This is a genomic window from Streptomyces sp. NPDC013317 (assembly GCF_055563155.1).
Genome location: NZ_JBVHDX010000001.1, coordinates 714,830 through 731,560 on the forward strand (window position 1 = coordinate 714,830; position 16,731 = coordinate 731,560).

A 16,731-nucleotide genomic window follows, 5' to 3' on the forward strand; every position below is an offset into this window, starting at 1 on the left:
ACTAGGAGGGTGAGGCAACTGAGCTTCAGCTGTGCCGAGTTGGCGTCACGGCCTCGTGGAGGGGCGCCGGTGATGCGAGCAGGAGGGGGTCGTCAGAAGTCGCCGCACCTGCTCCCCGGCCTCGGCCGCGTCCCGCGCCTCGACGGGGAACTGCAGGCGGAGGTCGCAGTGTCCTTCGCGGTACTCGCAGCGCAGGGTGATGCCGTGCCGGTCGACGGCGAGCGGAAGGGCCCGGACCACGCCGAAGGGAAGGCGCGAGCCGGCGAGGACGATCAGATCCGCGACCATGTCCTCGTGCGCGTCGGCGAGATGTGTGAGCATCGCGGCCTCCTGGACGGCGATCGGGTCGGGCTGCGCGAGCGTGAACCGGTCGAGATCGACGTCCTGGGTGCCGGCCGGGGTCCGCAGGGTGACGCGCGCCAGGTCGAGCCGGAGGCCGCCCTCGCCCTCCGGTCCGGCCGGGGTCAGCCAGCCCGAGATCGTCACCCTGGCCCGGACCCGGTCGCGCAGGGGCGTCGGTGCGATGTCGGTGAACTCCAGGAGGGCGGCGAGGCTGCCGCGGGGGGCGGAGGCGACCTGTGCCTCCAGGGGGCTGTCCGGCTGAGGGGTGAGGGTGATCCCTCCGTTGCGGTCGATCGCGTGCATGCCGATGAGGTCGTAGCACTGCGCGTCCGTGGTCAGGGACAGGGAGACCGCCCGGGCCAGCACGGAGCGGACCAGCTCCGCCGCGGACTGCTCGTGCGGGACGGTGTCGGTGGCGGCGTTCAACGGAACTCCTCGCGGGACGGTGGGCGTCGGGGCACGTCCGGCACGGACGGACCGCTCGGACTAAGGTAAGGCTAACCTAAGTCACTCCGATGAGAGGTGTCCAGCCCCCGGGCGTGTCCGGCGATCCGTCGGAACCTGGCCGGATCACCCCTCTCCGTCGGCGCCCCACGCCCGGAGCTTCTCCGGGTTCCGGACCGCCCAGATGTGGGTGACGCGTGCCTCGGTGACGTCGAACGCGGCCACCGTCACGGTCACGCCCGCGTGTTGGGCGACCAGGCCGGGACGGCCGTTGACCGTCCGTTCCAGGAGTGTCAGCCCGGGCGCCTTGTCGGCGATGTGGATCAGGTACTGGGCGATGCGCGCGGCGCCCTCGACCGGCCGTAGCACGGTCCCGACCAGGCCGCCGCCGTCGGCGGTCATCGTGGCCTCGGGGTCGAGGAGGGTGACGAGAGCCCCGATGTCCCTGGCCTCCCACGCCTCCTTGAAGTGCCGCACCAGCCCGGCCTGCCCGGCCGTCGCGGCCGCCGGGGCGCTCGCGGCACGGACGCGCCGCCGGGCCGACGACGCCAGCTGCCGGCAGGCGGCGGGCGTCCGGTCGACGATCGCCGCGACCTCGGCGAAGGGATAGCGGAAGACGTCGTGCAGGACGAACGCCACGCGTTCGGCAGGCGTCATCGACTCCAGGACGACGAGAAACGCCATGCTCACCGACTCGTCCAGGGTGATCCGGTCGGCGGGGTCCGCCGATTCGGCCCCGTCGTCCCCGGCCCGCCCGCCGACCCACTCGGTATGGTCGGGCACCGGCTCGGGTATCCACGCGCCGACGTACCGCTCACGCCGGGCCCTCGCGGAGCCGAGCACGTCCAGGCAGACCCGGCCGGCCACGGTCGTCAGCCAGGCGCCGGGCGACTCGATCGCCTCCTGCTGGCGCCGCGACATCGCGTACCAGCGGGCGTACGCCTCCTGCACGGCGTCCTCCGCCTCGGCGACCGAACCGAGCAGCCGGTAGGCCAGGTTGATCAGCCGGCGCCGCTCGCCGACGACCGCGCCCTGCTCCAGCTCGACCGGTGTGCTGCTCATGCTCGTGCGCTCCTCGCCACCCCGGGCGGCTTCCGCTCCCGCCGCCCCCGCCTCTCCGACGACACACCGCCTCACATTTCGCGGGGCCACGTCGTCGAACAGTCGAGACAGTACCGATCAAGTGCCGAGAGGCAGACAAGGGGTTGGCGACATGACCACAGCCACGGTGACGGCGACGCGGCGGGACGGCACCGCCTTCGTGAGGACCGCGATCGCCCTGCAGACCCTCTCCCTCTTCTTCCAGGCGGCAACCGCCGGAATGCTGCTGTCCTCATCGCACGGAGAGGTGCTGCACAGCGTGGGGGCGCGCGTGATGTACGGGGCCTCGATGCTGTACGTGCTCGCCGCCGTCCTGGCGTGGCGGCCCGGCGGCGGGTCGCCACGCCCGATCCTGTACGCGAGCGGCTTCCTCGTCCTCGCGTCGGTGCAGGTGGTGCTGGGCATCGCCCACATGCCCGCGCTCCATGTTCCGCTGGGCACCCTGATGTTCGCCCTCAGCGTGCTGGCGCTCGGTCAGGCCGTCAGCGAGCGGCTGAAGGGTCCGGGCCGGGACCTCACGTCGCGCTGAGGGCGATCGTCCGATCGGACTGCCCGGGCTCGCTCGGACCTGCTCCGGACCTGCCGAGGCCGGCGGCCCCCGGAGGGTGCCGCCGGCCCGTGTGGCCTTTCCGCGCGGGCTAGAAGACGCTCACGCCGTACGCGCTCAGCGCCTCCGTCACCGGCTGGAAGAACGTGGTCCCGCCGCTGCTGCAGTTGCCGCTGCCGCCCGAGGTGAGCCCGAGCGCGGTGGTGCCCGAGAACAGGGCGCCGCCGCTGTCGCCCGGCTCGGCGCAGACGTTGGTCTGGATCAGGCCGTACACGATGTCGCCGCCGCCGTAGTTGACGGTGGCGTTGAGGCCGGTGACCGTACCGCCGCGCAGCCCGGTCGTGCTGCCGCTGCGCTGCACGGACTGACCCACGGACGCGTTGCCGGCGCCGGTGATGTCGCGGTAGCTGCCGTTGTAGAGGTAGACCCGGCCGTCGGCGGCCGAGGCGTTGGAGTGCCGGATGATGCCGTAGTCGTTGGTCGGGAAGCTGGAGCCGGCCCGGGTACCCAGCACGGTGGTGTTCGCCGAGTTGGTGTACCAGGTGCTGCCGATGTTGGTGCAGTGGCCGGCGGTCAGGGCGTAGTAGGTCGAGCCGCTGCGGACGTTGAAGCCGAGCGAGCAGCGTCCGCCGCCCGCGTAGATGGCCTGGCCGCCCGCGATGAGCTTGTTGAACGTGCCCGGGGTCCGCTTGATCTCCAGGTCGGCGGCACGGTCGCCCGCCGCCTTCCTGATCTTGGCGATCTCGGCGGCGGAGACGGTGGAGTCGGCGGTGACGACGACCTTCCCGGTCGCCGCGTCCGTGTACCACGCGGTGCCGGGCACGTCGGCGCCGCGTACGGCCTGGTCGGCGGCGGCGAGCTGGGCGGTGGTGGCCCGGCCGTCGTCGACCGTCGCCGCGGACGACATGGGGGCGGCAAGCGCTGAGGCGGCGAGGAGCGCGGAGGCCACGGCGATCAGCCGTGCGCCCTTCGCTACGCCGCCGAGGGGGGACAGGCGCTTGAGGTTCACTACATCCTCCGGTGGGGGAGTGGTGGGGGGACCCGCTGGGTGGGCGGACCCTTGCCGCGGAGCCGGCAGGTTCAGGGGCGGCGGGTGGGCACCCGGGATCTCCGCCATGGACCTGTCAAGCTCGACAAGGGGAATCCTCGAGTCCGAACGCGTCGGCGACAAGCCTGCCTTTCGGCCGATCTACGCGCGTTCATGTGGTCCGGAGTGTGAGCGGAGTAGGTGTGAGGGTGCGGCGGCGCTCGTCGCCGGGCTGCAGGAAGCAGCTGCTGCAAATGCTTGCGACAGTTTACTGATGGGCTTTCAGATTTGTTTATGCGGCAACGATTTGACGTCGCGAGGGTGCGATCCGGAAGTGGAAGATGTCGCACCGTTTCTCCTGCTCACCCACCCGGGGTCCCTCGTTCCGCGTCCGGAGCGCGCCCGGCGGCGGCGTACCGGCCGACGGGCCCTCGGTCGTGCGCGGGAGCGGTAGCGGCCGCACAGATCCGGCCGCGGATCGACTTGGGGCCGCAGACGAGAACGATCGGGGACGGTGCGGGTGCGCGGCGGTGGGACGGTCCTTCCCGGACCGGTGGGCGTCGGGTGGTACACGTGCCCGGTGCCCCCCAATGCCGCAATCGTTCGTTCCGTCCCCCCGACCCGATGTCCGGATTCCGTGTCTTGCCGTCAGAGCGCCTCGTAGACGGCGGTCACCAGAGCCATCTTGCGGGGGTCGTCCGCGATGGCCGGGCCCATGCGGTTCATCACGTACCCCAGCGAAATCCCCGACTCCGGGTCGGCGAGGCCGCAGGAGCCGCCGAAGCCGTCGTGCCCGAAGGCCCTCGGATTGGGCCCGTACGAGCCGTTGGGGCCGCTCAGCCACAGCCCGAGGGCGCACTCCGTGTCGTGGGCGAACCCCGCACCGAGCACCAGGTCGCGGCCGGCCCCCTGTCCCTCGCGGGCGCGTTCGACGGCCGGTCCGGAGAGGACGCGGTGCTCGCCCAGGAGGCCGCGCCCCGCGAACACGCCGTAGAGTTCCGCGACCGCCCGGGCCGTCCCGTGCCCGTTCGCCGCGGGCAGCTCGGCGGCGCGCCACTCGGGGCTGTTGGCGTGGTCGGCGCCGACGAGCGGGTTGGCCAGCGCGGCCTGTGCGGCGGGCTCCAACTGGGCGAAGACCGCCGCCTGTTCGCTTGCCGACGAAGTCCGCGGATGCACCAGCTCGGCCACCCGGACCGCTTCTCTCTCGGGCAGGCCGATGGTGAAGTCGATGCCGAGCGGTCCGGTGATCTCCCGCCGGAGGCAGGCGCCCGGCAGCTCGCCGGTGATCCGCCGGATCACCTCGCCGACGAGGAAGCCGTACGTCATCGCGTGGTATCCGGAACGGGTTCCCGGCTCCCACCACGGCTCCGTCGCGGCGAGGCGGGCGGTCGTCACCTCCCAGTCGTAGAACTCCGCCAGGCTGAGCGGTTCGCGCAGGCCGCACAGCCCCGCGCGGTGGGAGAGGAGGTGGCGCACGGGGAGGGTCTCCTTGCCCGCGGCGGCGAACTCCGGCCAGTACGAGGCGACCGGCGCGTCCAGGCCGAGCAGCCCGCGGTCCGCGAGCAGATGGGCGCAGAGCGCGGTCACGCCCTTGGTCGTGGACCACACGTTGACCACGGTGTCGCGTTCCCAGGGGCGCGTGCGGGCGGAGTCCGCCCAGCCGCCCCACAGATCGACCACGGTCTCGCCGTGAAGGCGGACCGACACCGCGGCGCCGAGTTCGTCCCTCGTGCGGAAGTTGGCCTCGAAGGCCTCGCGTACGGCGCCGAAACGGGGATCGCAGTGCCCCTCGATCGCGGGGGCCGGCGAGCGGAGCGGTTCGGGCGCGGGCATGACGTCCTCCTGGGGTCCGGCGGTTGCGAGCAACATACCGACTGGTCGGATCGGTGGGAAGGGAGCCGCCGCCGAGGGAGCCGCCGCGGCCCGTTCGCCCGCTCGGTCGGCTCCTGTTGCCGAACCGGGCCGCTGCGGGTTGCGTGGGACCGAGACGGCGCGCGGCACCGGAACGCCCGGCCGCGGCGGAAGCGAGGTCCCGGGTGCCCGGCTATCCACCGATCGCGGACCACGGCCTGATCGGCGACCTCCAGTGCGCGGCCCTCGTCTCCGCCGGCGGCGCCGTCGACTGGTTCTGCGCACCCCGCTTCGACTCGCCGAGCATCTTCGCCTCCCTGCTCGACCAGGAGCGCGGCGGCCACTTCACCATCGCTCCCGTCGCGGACGACGTGACCGTCCGCCAGCTCTACCTGCCCGACACGGCCGTCCTGATCACCCGGTTCCTCACCCCGGAGGGGGTGGGCGAGGTGGTCGACTTCATGCCGGTGAACGAGCAGCCCGACGTGGCGACCGACCGGCACCGCGTGGTGCGCGCGATGCGCGTGGTGCGCGGGACCCTGACCTTCCACGTACAGTGCCGGCCGCGCTTCGACTACGGCCGCGCACCGCACACGCTCAGCCTCGACGGCGCGGCCGCCACCTTCCACGGCCCTGGCCTCGACGTGCACCTGCGGGGCACCGTGCCGCTGGAGGCCGACGGCCAGGACGTCCGTGCCACCGTCACCCTCCGGCAGGGCGAGATCGCCGGAATCGCGCTGGAGACCACCTCCTCCGGAGCGGAGCCCTCCCCCGTCACCGAACGGACGCTGGAGGCGGACGTCAAGGAGACCCACGCCTTCTGGCACCGCTGGATCCGGCGCTGCCGCTACCGGGGGCGCTGGCAGCACATGGTCAACCGCTCGGTCATCACCCTCAAGCTGCTCATCTACGCTCCGACCGGCGCGCCGATCGCCGCCGCCACCATGGGCCTGCCCGAACAGGTCGGCGGGGAGCGGAACTGGGACTACCGCTACACCTGGATCCGTGACGCGTCCCTCTCCGTGCGCGTCCTGCTCGACCTCGGCTTCGTCGAGGAGGCCGACTCCTTCCGCCGCTGGCTCGGCCTGCGCGCCCACTCACCCCGCGCGCCGGGCTCCGAGCCGATGCAGATCATGTACCGCATCGACGGCGACCCCCATCTCTCCGAGGAGACCCTGGACCACCTCTCCGGCTACCGCGACTCCTTTCCCGTACGGGCCGGGAACGGCGCGGCCGAGCAGCTGCAGCTCGACATCTACGGCGAGCTCGCCTACGCGATGACCCACTCCCCGGATCTGGCGGACCTCGCCGGCTACGAGGGATGGCAGCGGTTCGCCGGGCTCCTCGACTGGCTCTGCGACCACTGGGACCGTCCGGACGAGGGCATCTGGGAGACCCGCGGCGGCCGGAAGGACTTCACATACAGCCGGGTGATGTGCTGGGTCGCCCTCGACCGCGGCATCCGCCTGGCCAACGAGTACGCCCGCCCGGCCGACCTGGCGCGCTGGACCGCGCAGCGCGACGCGATCCTCACCCAGGTGATGGAGCGGGGGTGGAACGCCGGGCGCGCGGCGTTCGTCCAGCACTACGACAGCGAGGTCCTCGACGCGTCACTGCTGCTCATGCCGCTGGTCGGCTTCATCTCCCCGAAGTCGTCCCGGTGGCTCTCCACGCTGGACGCCATGGACCGCGAACTCGTCACGGACAGCCTCGTCTACCGCTACAACCCCGAGGCGTCCCCCGACGGTCTGCGCGGCTCCGAGGGCACTTTCTCGCTCTGCAGCTTCCTCTACGTCGAGGCGATGGCCCGGGCCGGCCGCCTGGACAAGGCCCGGTACGCGATGGACAAGATGCTCACCTACGCCAACCATGTCGGGCTCTTCGCCGAGGAGATCGGTCCGTCGGGAGAGCAGCTCGGCAACTTCCCCCAGGCGTTCACCCACCTCGCCCTGATCACGGCGGCGATGGCCCTCGACGAGGAGCTCGACAGGGATGCCGACCGCGTCTGACGCCCGGAGGGCCGTTGCCCAACGCTTCGGGCTGCGGTGACCGCAGGGTGAGCCGCGTCTCACCCGGGCGGTCACGCTTGCCTATGCAACGAATTGCATAGAAGGATTCGGGTGTGGCGATCGAACACGCGATTCTTGTGTCCCTGCTGGAGAAGCCCGGTTCCGGCTACGAGCTGGCCCGGCGCTTCGAGCGGTCCATCGGGTACTTCTGGACCGCGAGCCACCAGCAGATCTACCGCGTGCTCAAGCGGATGGAGAGCGAGGGCTGGGTCGACGTCCGGGACGTGCCGCAGCAGGGGCGCCCGGACAAGAAGGAGTACTCCGTCGCGGCCCTCGGACGGACCGCCCTGGCCGCCTGGCTGCACGAGCCCATCGAGCCCGAGAGCATCCGGCACGACCTGGCGGTGAAGATCCGCGGCGCGGCCTTCGACGACCCCGCCGCGCTGATCGGCGAGGTCGAGCGGCACCGCCAGGCGCACACCGAGCGCCTCGCCCGCTACCTCGCGGGCGAGGAGCGGGACTTCACGGGACCCGACGCGCCCGGTGCGGCCGACGAACCGGGCGACGACCCGTCCGATGCCGGGAGGGAGCTCCAGCACGTCGTGCTGCGCGGAGGCATCGCGTACGAGCGGATGACGCTCGCCTGGCTCGACGACGTCCTCGCCACCCTCCACCGGCTCGGTTCCGGGCGCTGACTCCCGCGACCGTCCGCGCCACCCTGCCCACCGCACCCTCAACGGACCGAAAGACGGAGCCCATGGCCGACTCGCTGCTCTTCAACCCGCACACCTACGACCCGGCGCACTTCGATCCCGAGACCCGCCGACTGCTGCGCGCCACCGTCGACTGGTTCGAGCAGCGCGGCAAGCGCCGGCTCATCGAGGACTACCGGACCCGGGCCTGGCTGGGGGACTTCCTCGCCTTCTCCGCGAAGGAAGGCCTCTTCGAGACCTTCCTGACGCCCTCTTCCGAGACCGGCGAGGGGCAGCGGGACAAGCGCTGGGACACCTCCCGTATCGCCGCCCTCAACGAGATCCTCGGCTTCTACGGGCTCGACTACTGGTACGCCTGGCAGGTCACCATCCTCGGCCTCGGCCCGGTCTGGCAGAGCGACAACGCCGCCGCCCGCGCCCGCGCCGCGGAACTCCTCTCCCAGGGCGAGGTGTTCGCCTTCGGTCTCTCGGAGAAGACCCATGGCGCCGACATCTACTCCACCGACATGCTCCTGGAGCCCGACGCCGCGGGCGGCTTCCGGGCCACCGGCTCCAAGTACTACATCGGCAACGGCAACGCGGCCGGGCTCGTCTCCGTCTTCGGCCGCCGCACGGACGTCGAAGGCCCCGACGGCTACGTCTTCTTCGCCGCCGACAGCCGCCACCCCGCGTACCACCTGGTGAAGAACGTCGTCGACTCCTCGAAGTTCGTCAGCGAGTTCCGCCTGGAGGACTACCCCGTCGCCGCCGAGGACGTCCTGCACACCGGCCGCGCCGCCTTCGACGCCGCGCTCAACACCGTCAACGTCGGCAAGTTCAACCTGTGCACCGCCTCGATCGGCATCTGCGAGCACGCGATGTACGAGGCCGTCACCCACGCCCAGAACCGCATCCTCTACGGCCGTCCCGTCACCGCGTTCCCGCACGTGCGCCGTGAGCTGACCGACGCGTACGTCCGTCTCGTCGGCATGAAGCTCTTCAGCGACCGCGCGGTGGACTACTTCCGCTCCGCCGGTCCCGACGACCGCCGCTACCTCCTCTTCAACCCGATGACGAAGATGAAGGTGACCACGGAGGGCGAGAAGGTCATCGACCTGATGTGGGACGTCATCGCCGCCAAGGGCTTCGAGAAGGACAACTACTTCGCCCAGGCGGCCGTCGAGATCCGGGGCCTTCCGAAGCTGGAGGGCACCGTCCACGTCAACCTGGCGCTGATCCTCAAGTTCATGCGGAACCACCTGCTGGACCCGGCGGCGTACGAGCCGGTACCGACGCGCCTGGACGACGCCGACGACACGTTCCTCTTCCGCCAGGGCCCGGCCCGCGGTCTGGGTTCCGTCCGCTTCCACGACTGGCGTCCGGCGTACGACACGTACGCGCACCTGCCCAACGTCGGCCGCTTCCGCGAACAGGCCGACGCCCTCTGCGAGTTCGTCACCACCGCCGCACCCGACGAGGCGCAGAGCCGCGACCTCGACCTGCTCCTCGCGGTCGGCCAGCTGTTCGCGCTCGTCGTCCACGGCCAGCTGGTCCTGGAGCAGGCACGCCTCACGGACCTCGACGAGGACGTGCTGGACGAGCTCTTCGCCGTCCTCGTACGGGACTTCTCCGCGCACGCCGTCGAGCTGCACGGCAAGGACTCGGCCACCGAGCAGCAGCAGGCCTGGTCGATGGGGGCCGTCCGCCGCCCGGTCGTCGACGCCTCGCGCTCGGAGCGCGTCTGGCAGCGCGTCGAGGCGCTCTCGGGCGCGTACGAGATGGCCGAATAGCCCACCCACCCACCCCCCCATCCACCCGGGCGCGCCTGGCACGGCGCGCCCCGGGCCCTGCCCCGCCCTACCCTGCCCCGCCCTACCCTGCCCCGCCCCGTCACGTCAGCGTCCGCCGGACGTGACGGGGGGACGGGGAGGGGGAGGCATGCGGAGCCGACGTGAGGCCGACCGGCACCCGGCTCAGGTTCCGGGGAGGATACGGCGCGTTTCGTAGGCCCACATCGCGATCTCGACCCGGTTGCGGGCGCCGAGTTTGGCCATCAGGCTGGCCAGATGCGTCTTCACCGTGCTGAGGCTGATGTGCAGAGCATCGGCGATCTCGGTGTTGGTCAGCCCGCGAGCGACGGCGAGGAGCACCTGCTCCTCGCGGGCGGTGACGGGGGAGACCGGCTGGGCCGCGGGCCGGCCGGCGGGCAGGTCCGCGAATGCCTGGAGCAGACGGACGGTGACGCTGGGCGCGATGAGAGCCTCACCGTCGGACGCCGACCGTACCGCCTGCGCCAGAAGGTCCGGTCCCGTGTCCTTGAGGAGGAATCCGCGGGCGCCGGCACGGAGTGAGCCGTAGACGTACTCGTCGAGGTCGAACGTGGTGATGACGACCACGGCCAGCGGGTCGGCGACGCCCGGGCCGGCGACCAGCCGGGTGGCCTCGAGACCGTCGAGTACGGGCATACGGATGTCGAACAGGCAGACGTCAGGGCGTAGTTCGCGGGCCAGACGTACCGCTTCCCGCCCGTCGGCGGCCTCGCCGACCACCTCGATGCCGGGCTGGGCGTTCAGCATGATCCGCAACCCCGTGCGGATGATCGTCTGGTCGTCAGCGACGAGGACGCGAATGGACACCGCTCTCGCTCCTGGCTCTCGGCAGCTCGGCTTCGACGTGCCAGCCCCGGTCGGTACCCGGGCCGGCTCGTAGTGTGCCGCCGAGCAGGGTCGCGCGCTCACGCAGTCCGGTAAGTCCGTATCCGTCGCGACCCCGGCCGGTGCGCCGGCCGTTGTCGCGCACGCTCACCCGTACCGTGTGCCGTTCCGCGGCGACCCGAACGGCGAGCTCGGTCGCGTCGACCGCGTGGCGCAGCGCGTTGGTCACCGACTCCTGCACGATCCGGTAGACGGCCGCGTCCACGGCCGGGGGCAGCGTGTCCAGTTCGCCGTCGAGCCCCAGGTCGACCCTGAGGCGACCGCCCGGGGTGCGCACCAGGCGCTCCAGATCCGCGACTCCGGCAGGGGGCGCCAGCTCGGCGCCTACCCCGCGGTCGCGCAGCGTGGCGACCATGGCGCGCATCTCCTCCAGCGTGCGCGCCCCCTCCTCCTCGACCCCCTCCAGGGCCTCGACGGCGGCGGAGGGGTCGGTGCCCGCGAGCACCCGGCCCGCCTGGGCGATGATCACCATGGCCGACACGTGGTGGGCCACCGTGTCGTGCAGCTCCCGGGCGAGCTGCTCGCGCTCGCGGGAGCGCACCTGCTCCAACTGCCGCTCGCGAGCGGTCCCCCGGAACCGCACGGCAGCCCCGACCACGCCGGGCAGCAGCAGGAAGGCGAGGCCCACGACCTTCTCGACGACCGGGGTCCCGTCCGTGACGACACACACCGCGCCGGCCGCGAGGATCACCGCGCCGCCCTGCACGATCTCGCGTCCCGATCCCCAACGGGGCAGCGCGTACACCAGCACGAGAACGACCGCGCCGGTGTACAGGCCGACGGGCTCGCGCGGTGCGGCGACGAGCGATGCCACCGGAAGCAGGATCACCGAGCCGAACGCCAGCGTCACCATCGCCAGCGGACGGGTCCGGCGCCACAGGAGCAGCAGGCACAGCCATACGGCGAACACCACCGCCACCGGCCGCCACACGACGTCCTCGCGCAGGGTGGCCTCCAGCGCCACACAGGCGAGGCCCGCGGCGAGCAGCGCCCAGTCCCGCCGCACCCGGGCGGGCGCGTCGGGCGGCCGGGGTTCGGTCCACAGGGTTCGCAGGTCGTCTCGGAGCACGGTTCTCAGCCTAGGGACCGCGGCGCGCCGCGCATCGGCCGAAAGAACGGGTCGTCACTCCGCCCCCGGGCCTACGGATCCGCGGCCCGCGAGCCGATGCCGCGGAGCGCCGCGGCGACGAGCCTCGGCATCAGCGGCCGTACACGCAACGGCCGACGAGGTGGTTGGAGGACCCGATGCTCTCGAAAGCCCTGTTGCGCCTGGGCGCAAACGCCGCCCGCCATCCCTGGCGGGTGATCGCGACATGGCTGATCGCCGCCACGCTCGCCGTCCTCGCCGCCGTCGCCTTCGGCGGGCGTACCGCGGACTCGATGACCGCTCCGGGACTGGACTCCCGACAGGCCGCGGAACTGATCGAGCGGGCAGGCACCGGCCAGGACGGGATGACCGCCCAAGTGGTCGTCACCCCCGTCGACGACAATGCGACGTTCTTCGACGACGACGCGCGCACCGCTCTCACGCGGCTGCGGGCCGAGGTGAAGCGGCTGCCGCACGTGCTCGGCACGAGCGACCCGGCGCGGGCACTCGACGCGGGACGGGACACCGCCGTGCGCGGCGGCCTCGTTTCGGCCGACGGACGGATCGCCGTCGTCCGGGTGCAGTACCCCGACCAGAGCCGGCTGTCGGCCGACGACCTCGACGCCCTCGTCGATCTCGGCGACCGGCTGCGCGCCGGGCTGCCCCTGCGCATCGAGATGGGCGGGAACCTCTTCTACGCCTTCTCCGACCCCGACGGCGGCGTGAGCGAGCTGATCGGGATCCTCGCCGCGGCGGCGATCCTGTTCCTGGCGTTCGGTTCGCTCGTCGCCGCCGCGCTCCCGATCGGCATGGCGGTCTTCGGGCTGACCATCGGAGTCGCCACGATGACGGTACTGGCGGGGGTGACACAGGTCCCCACCTTCGCACCGGTGCTGGGCAGCATGGTCGGGCTCGGAGTAGGCATCGACTACGCGCTGTTCGTGCTCGCCAGGCACCGGGAGTACCTCGCGCGCGGGCTCGATCCCCACGAGGCGGCGGGGCGAGCGGTGGCCACGGCGGGGAGGCCCGTGGTCTTCGCCGGCGGCGTCGTCGTCGTATCGATCCTCGGCCTGGCGGTCGCGAACGTGCCGTTCATGACGGTGGGCGGGCTCGCCGTCTCGATCGTCGTCCTGACCATGGTGCTCGCCTCGGTGACGCTGCTGCCGGCCTTCCTCGGCGCGGCGGGCCCGCGTCTGGCCCGGGCCGGCCGGATCGGCCGGGCTCTGCAGACCAGCCGACTCGCCCGGCGGCGGGACACGGCGGCGGGCTCCGCTCCCGCCGCCGGGTGGCGTCGCTGGATCGGGCACGTCGGCCGGCACCCGGTGCCGTACGCGATCGGTGCGGCGGCCCTGCTGGTGACCGCGACGCTGCCCGTGCTCGGCCTGCGCGTCGGCCTGCCGGACGACGGCTCACTGCCGCAGACTCGTACGGAGCGCCGCGCCTACGACCTCGTCGCCCAGGGGTTCGGCCCGGGGACCAACGGTCCCCTCGTCATCGCCGCGGACCCCACCGGTGATCCGATGGTGCTGGACCGACTCGTCGAGGCGGTCTCGGCGGATCCGGGCATCGCGTCCGTCGCGCCGACGCACGTGGACCGGGCCACCGGCATCGCGACCCTCGTGGTGTTCCCGACCACCAGCCCTCAGGACAGGGCCACGGCCGACACCATCGCCCGGCTGCGCACCGAGGTGCTTCCCGCGGCGATCGGGCACGGCCCGGCCAGGGCCCACGTCGGCGGCGCCGCCGCGAGCCTGTCCGATGTGGGCCGACGCACCAGCGAGCGCCTGCCGGCGTTCGTGGCCGCCGTCCTGGCGATGTCGTTCCTGCTGCTGATGCTGATCTTCCGCTCGGTACTCGTACCGCTCAAGGCGGTACTGCTGAATCTGCTGAGCATCGGCGCGGCCTACGGCATCATGGTCGCGGTCTTCCAGTGGGGCTGGGGAGGCGCACTCATCGGGCTGGAAGCGACGGTTCCGATCGTGTCGTTCATCCCGATGTTCCTCTTCGCCATCCTGTTCGGCCTGTCGATGGACTACGAGGTGTTCCTCCTCTCCCGCGTACGCGAGGAGTACCTGCGCACCGGCGACAACGGCACGGCGATCGTGGAGGGCGTCTCGCGCACCGCCCGGATCATCACCTCGGCCGCCCTCATCATGGTGGCGGTCTTCCTGTCCTTCGCCGTCGCCGACGACCCCTCCACCAAAATGTTCGGGCTCGGCCTGGCCACCGCGGTCTTCATCGACGCCACGGTCGTACGCATGGTGCTGGTACCGGCGACCATGACCCTCCTCGGCCGGACCAACTGGTGGCTGCCGAAGTGGCTGGACCGGATGCTTCCCCGCGGCCCGGTCGGCACCGACGAGACCGACGCGGAATCCACGGGTGAGGCCCCGCGTCCGCGGCTGGTCGACCGTTGACTCAACTCCTGCCCCCCTTGGCGTCCGGCGCCTCGGCGTGTCACCTGGGGGGCAGGTCCACCTCCCGGCCGCAGAGGTCGTCCAGCGTCTCCCGCCGTACCAGGAGACGGGCCGTGCCGCCGTCGACCGCGACGACCGGGGGACGGCCGACCAGGTTGTACCTGGAGGCCATGGACAGCTGGTACGCGCCCGCCACCGGGACCGCGAGCAGGTCGCCGGGGCGGATGTCACCGGGCAGTCCGACGTCCGCGGCGAGGATGTCGCCCGCCTCGCAGTGCCGTCCCACCACCGTGGCGGTACGGGTGCCCACGGTGGAGCGGCGGCCGACGAGCCGGGGGGAGTAGCGCACGCCGTACAGCGCCGGGCGCGGGTTGTCGCTCATGCCCCCGTCCACGGCGACGAACACCCGGTCGCCTGTGGTCTTCACGGCGAGCACCCGGTAGAGCGCCACCCCCGCGGGGCCCGCGACGGCCCGCCCGGGTTCGAGGGTGAGCCGGGGTACCGGGAGTCCGGCCGCCGCGCAGCTCGCCGCGAGTTCGGTGCGCAGTCCCCGTGCCAGGGCCGTGAGGTCGAGGGCGGCTTCGCCCGGGCGGTACGCGATGCCGTGGCCGCCTCCCATGTCGAGCTCGGGCAGGACGAGACCGTGGGTGTCGCGGATGCGGGCCATCAGGCCGACCATGCGGCGCAGGGCCGCGACGTACGGTCTGACGGTCGTGATCTGGGAGCCGAGGTGGCAGTGCAGCCCGGCCAGCGGGAGTTGAGGCTGCGTCAGCAGACGGGTGATCGCGTGCCGCGCGCTGCCGTCGGTGAGAGAGAGGCCGAACTTCTGGCCGTCCGTGCCGGTGCGGATCTTCTCGTGCCCGCCGGCCGAGACGCCGGGCACGACGCGCACCAGCACCTTCTGCCGGACGTGCGGGCCCACCGCGGCGGCCAGCCGCGCGATCTCCGACGGGCTGTCGATGACGATCCGGCCGACCCCGAGCCGCAGGGCCGCCGCGATGTCGCGCGGCGACTTCGCGTTGCCGTGCAGGACGATCCGGTCCGGCGGAAAGCCGGCGGTGACGGCGAGTTCGAGCTCGCCCGCCGAGCAGACGTCGAGGCCGAGGCCTTCCTCGCGTACCCATTGGACCATGGTGCGGGAGAGGAACGCCTTGGCGGCGTAGAGCACGTCGGCGTCGGGGAACGCGGCGCGGTAGGCCCGGCAGCGGGACCGTACCTCGCCCTCGTCCAGGACGTACGCGGGGGTGTCGAAACGCGCGGCGACGTCGGCCAGCGACACTCCGCCGACGGCGAGGTCACCGTGGGGGAGCGGGGTCGTGGACGCCGGCCACACCGACAGATCGTCCGCGTCCGCGGCGGTCTCGGCGGCCATCACGACGGTCATGTGTCTCGTCCCTTCTCAGACGGCCCGCAGGACCCGGACCGGGACGAGCCCCGGCGTGCGCGCGGCGCCCCGGGGAACCGCCGGAGCCGACAACGCCGGGTCGACGGTGACCAGGCGCGCGCCGAGCGGCCCGCACAGCGCCCGCAGAACGGACTCCGAGAGCCGGATGTACGGCTGGTGCTCCCCCAGCACGGCGGTCAGTCGCTGTGTGCTGGTGAACCCGACGGCGGTACGCGCACCCAGCGGCGTGCGGAACAGCCGGATCACGCTCCGCGTGCCGCTTCCCGGCCGGACCGGTACGTACAGAGGTCCGGCCGGGACCTGTTCCTCGGGTTCGGGATCGTCGTCGTACCGGAACAGACACATGGTGCCTCCCTGGGGAGCCGTGAACGGTGGGTGGGCCCCCGATCGCCGTGAGGCGGACGCGGGGCCCGCCCCGAAGCTATGCCCGGCGCCGCACCGCCGGGGCGGTTCCCTGACGCCGTCTTGACGGCGATCGGCCGGTTCCGTACACGCCACTGACGGCCTGCGGGTGGGCGTGCCGGACTCCTCAGTCCAGCCCGGAGATGCGGAAGACCGTACGAGCGGTCTCTCGGTCGAGGCGCAGGGCCAGCAGGTCCAGTTCGGCGCCGCCGTGGACCAGCGTGCCGCGGGCCGCGGAGACGCGGGCGTCCGCCTCCAGGCGGTGCCAGAGCGGTGGATTGGCGAAGAAGACGCGTGGATCGACCTCGGCCCGGGTGCCGGTGGTGTCGCAGAGGATCACCCGTTGGGCGACACCGTCGCACCAGCGCACGGAGGTCAGCCGGTCCGTGCGCACCGTCCGCCGCGTGAGCGGGCCGCGGACGGTCAGCCGGCCCGGGACCGCCTCGACCCGCGGCGGCAGCAGGATGGCGAACATCAGGACCGAGAGCCCGCACCACAGCAGGGCGTGGACGGCGTTCAGGCTGCTGTTCCCCGCCTCGACGGCGAGCGACACGCCGAGCAACACCGCCGCGAACCCGACGGCCGCGCGCGCCTCCGAGGGCCAGCCCACGTCGTGGACGGCGTCGGCCGGGTGGTCCTCCGACGGTATGAAGGGGAGTTCCATGCAGGGGACGGTAGGCCGCGGACCGAGTC

Annotated in this window: 14 protein-coding genes; 5 read left to right on the forward strand and 9 right to left on the reverse strand. The window is 72.4% G+C overall.

Going from position 1 to position 16,731, the window contains the following annotated elements:
- Window positions 1-45 precede the first annotated feature (45 nt).
- Together ACZ3IJ_RS03040 and sigJ are read right to left on the reverse strand one after the other, a co-directional pair.
- Window positions 46-768, reverse strand: a complete 723-nt coding sequence (locus ACZ3IJ_RS03040) for a DUF2470 domain-containing protein (RefSeq protein ID WP_467465904.1) — start codon at window positions 766-768, stop codon at window positions 46-48.
- A 144-nt stretch (window positions 769-912) separates the two neighbouring features.
- Window positions 913-1,848, reverse strand: coding sequence for an RNA polymerase sigma factor SigJ (gene sigJ / locus ACZ3IJ_RS03045; RefSeq protein ID WP_467465905.1), 936 nt, complete (start codon window positions 1,846-1,848; stop codon window positions 913-915).
- Between the two features lie 151 nt (window positions 1,849-1,999).
- Here sigJ and ACZ3IJ_RS03050 point away from each other — a divergent pair, with 151 nt between their 5' ends.
- Window positions 2,000-2,416 carry a hypothetical protein gene (locus ACZ3IJ_RS03050; RefSeq protein ID WP_467465906.1) on the forward strand — a complete coding sequence of 139 codons (417 nt, stop codon included), beginning with the start codon at window positions 2,000-2,002 and terminating at the stop codon, window positions 2,414-2,416.
- A gap of 109 nt (window positions 2,417-2,525) precedes the next feature.
- Here the strand turns inward: ACZ3IJ_RS03050 and ACZ3IJ_RS03055 are convergent, their stop codons facing one another.
- Window positions 2,526-3,443, reverse strand: a complete 918-nt coding sequence (locus tag ACZ3IJ_RS03055; protein ID WP_467465907.1) for a S1 family peptidase — start codon at window positions 3,441-3,443, stop codon at window positions 2,526-2,528.
- A gap of 666 nt (window positions 3,444-4,109) precedes the next feature.
- Entirely contained in the window at window positions 4,110-5,294 is a 1,185-nt protein-coding gene (locus ACZ3IJ_RS03060; RefSeq protein ID WP_467465908.1) for a serine hydrolase domain-containing protein, read from the reverse strand.
- Window positions 5,295-5,497: 203 nt separating this feature from the next.
- Between ACZ3IJ_RS03060 and ACZ3IJ_RS03065 the strand changes: the two genes are divergently transcribed.
- The 3 genes from ACZ3IJ_RS03065 (at window position 5,498) to ACZ3IJ_RS03075 (ending at window position 9,803) form a co-directional block, all read left to right on the forward strand.
- Entirely contained in the window at window positions 5,498-7,321 is a 1,824-nt protein-coding gene (locus ACZ3IJ_RS03065; RefSeq protein WP_467465909.1) for a glycoside hydrolase family 15 protein, read from the forward strand.
- A gap of 113 nt (window positions 7,322-7,434) precedes the next feature.
- Complete coding sequence (locus ACZ3IJ_RS03070) at window positions 7,435-8,016, forward strand: PadR family transcriptional regulator (RefSeq protein WP_467465910.1); 582 nt, start codon at window positions 7,435-7,437, stop codon at window positions 8,014-8,016.
- A gap of 62 nt (window positions 8,017-8,078) precedes the next feature.
- Window positions 8,079-9,803, forward strand: a complete 1,725-nt coding sequence (locus tag ACZ3IJ_RS03075) for an acyl-CoA dehydrogenase family protein (RefSeq protein WP_467465911.1) — start codon at window positions 8,079-8,081, stop codon at window positions 9,801-9,803.
- A 183-nt stretch (window positions 9,804-9,986) separates the two neighbouring features.
- Here ACZ3IJ_RS03075 and ACZ3IJ_RS03080 read toward each other — a convergent pair whose 3' ends face one another.
- On the reverse strand, window positions 9,987-10,649 hold the full coding sequence (locus tag ACZ3IJ_RS03080) for a response regulator (protein ID WP_147977719.1): 663 nt from the start codon (window positions 10,647-10,649) through the stop codon (window positions 9,987-9,989).
- Window positions 10,624-11,796: a sensor histidine kinase gene (locus ACZ3IJ_RS03085; protein WP_467465913.1), complete on the reverse strand. Its 1,173-nt coding sequence runs from the start codon at window positions 11,794-11,796 to the stop codon at window positions 10,624-10,626. The genes ACZ3IJ_RS03080 and ACZ3IJ_RS03085 overlap by 26 nt, the downstream gene beginning before the upstream one ends.
- A 176-nt stretch (window positions 11,797-11,972) precedes the next feature.
- Here ACZ3IJ_RS03085 and ACZ3IJ_RS03090 point away from each other — a divergent pair, with 176 nt between their 5' ends.
- Window positions 11,973-14,231 (forward strand): MMPL family transporter, encoded by a 2,259-nt coding sequence (locus ACZ3IJ_RS03090; protein ID WP_467465914.1) that lies wholly within the window; start codon window positions 11,973-11,975, stop codon window positions 14,229-14,231.
- 40 nt (window positions 14,232-14,271) lie between these two features.
- Here ACZ3IJ_RS03090 and lysA read toward each other — a convergent pair whose 3' ends face one another.
- The 3 genes from lysA to ACZ3IJ_RS03105 form a co-directional block, all read right to left on the reverse strand.
- Window positions 14,272-15,615 (reverse strand): diaminopimelate decarboxylase, encoded by a 1,344-nt coding sequence (lysA, locus tag ACZ3IJ_RS03095; RefSeq protein ID WP_467465915.1) that lies wholly within the window; start codon window positions 15,613-15,615, stop codon window positions 14,272-14,274.
- Window positions 15,616-15,630: 15 nt separating this feature from the next.
- On the reverse strand, window positions 15,631-15,981 hold the full coding sequence (locus ACZ3IJ_RS03100; protein WP_467465916.1) for an SAV_915 family protein: 351 nt from the start codon (window positions 15,979-15,981) through the stop codon (window positions 15,631-15,633).
- A 184-nt stretch (window positions 15,982-16,165) separates the two neighbouring features.
- On the reverse strand, window positions 16,166-16,702 hold the full coding sequence (locus ACZ3IJ_RS03105; RefSeq protein ID WP_467465917.1) for a hypothetical protein: 537 nt from the start codon (window positions 16,700-16,702) through the stop codon (window positions 16,166-16,168).
- Window positions 16,703-16,731: the final 29 nt, after the last annotated feature.

What these genes read in the sequence shown, in the direction of transcription:
- sigJ (WP_467465905.1), bottom strand. Translation starts at nt 1,848, where the DNA reads ATGAGCAGCACACCGGTCGAGCTGGAGCAGGGCGCGGTCGTCGGCGAG.
- ACZ3IJ_RS03050 (WP_467465906.1), top strand. Translation starts at nt 2,000, where the DNA reads ATGACCACAGCCACGGTGACGGCGACGCGGCGGGACGGCACCGCCTTC.
- ACZ3IJ_RS03060 (WP_467465908.1), bottom strand. Translation starts at nt 5,294, where the DNA reads ATGCCCGCGCCCGAACCGCTCCGCTCGCCGGCCCCCGCGATCGAGGGG.
- ACZ3IJ_RS03075 (WP_467465911.1), top strand. Translation starts at nt 8,079, where the DNA reads ATGGCCGACTCGCTGCTCTTCAACCCGCACACCTACGACCCGGCGCAC.
- ACZ3IJ_RS03090 (WP_467465914.1), top strand. Translation starts at nt 11,973, where the DNA reads ATGCTCTCGAAAGCCCTGTTGCGCCTGGGCGCAAACGCCGCCCGCCAT.
- lysA (WP_467465915.1), bottom strand. Translation starts at nt 15,615, where the DNA reads ATGACCGTCGTGATGGCCGCCGAGACCGCCGCGGACGCGGACGATCTG.
- ACZ3IJ_RS03100 (WP_467465916.1), bottom strand. Translation starts at nt 15,981, where the DNA reads ATGTGTCTGTTCCGGTACGACGACGATCCCGAACCCGAGGAACAGGTC.
- ACZ3IJ_RS03105 (WP_467465917.1), bottom strand. Translation starts at nt 16,702, where the DNA reads ATGGAACTCCCCTTCATACCGTCGGAGGACCACCCGGCCGACGCCGTC.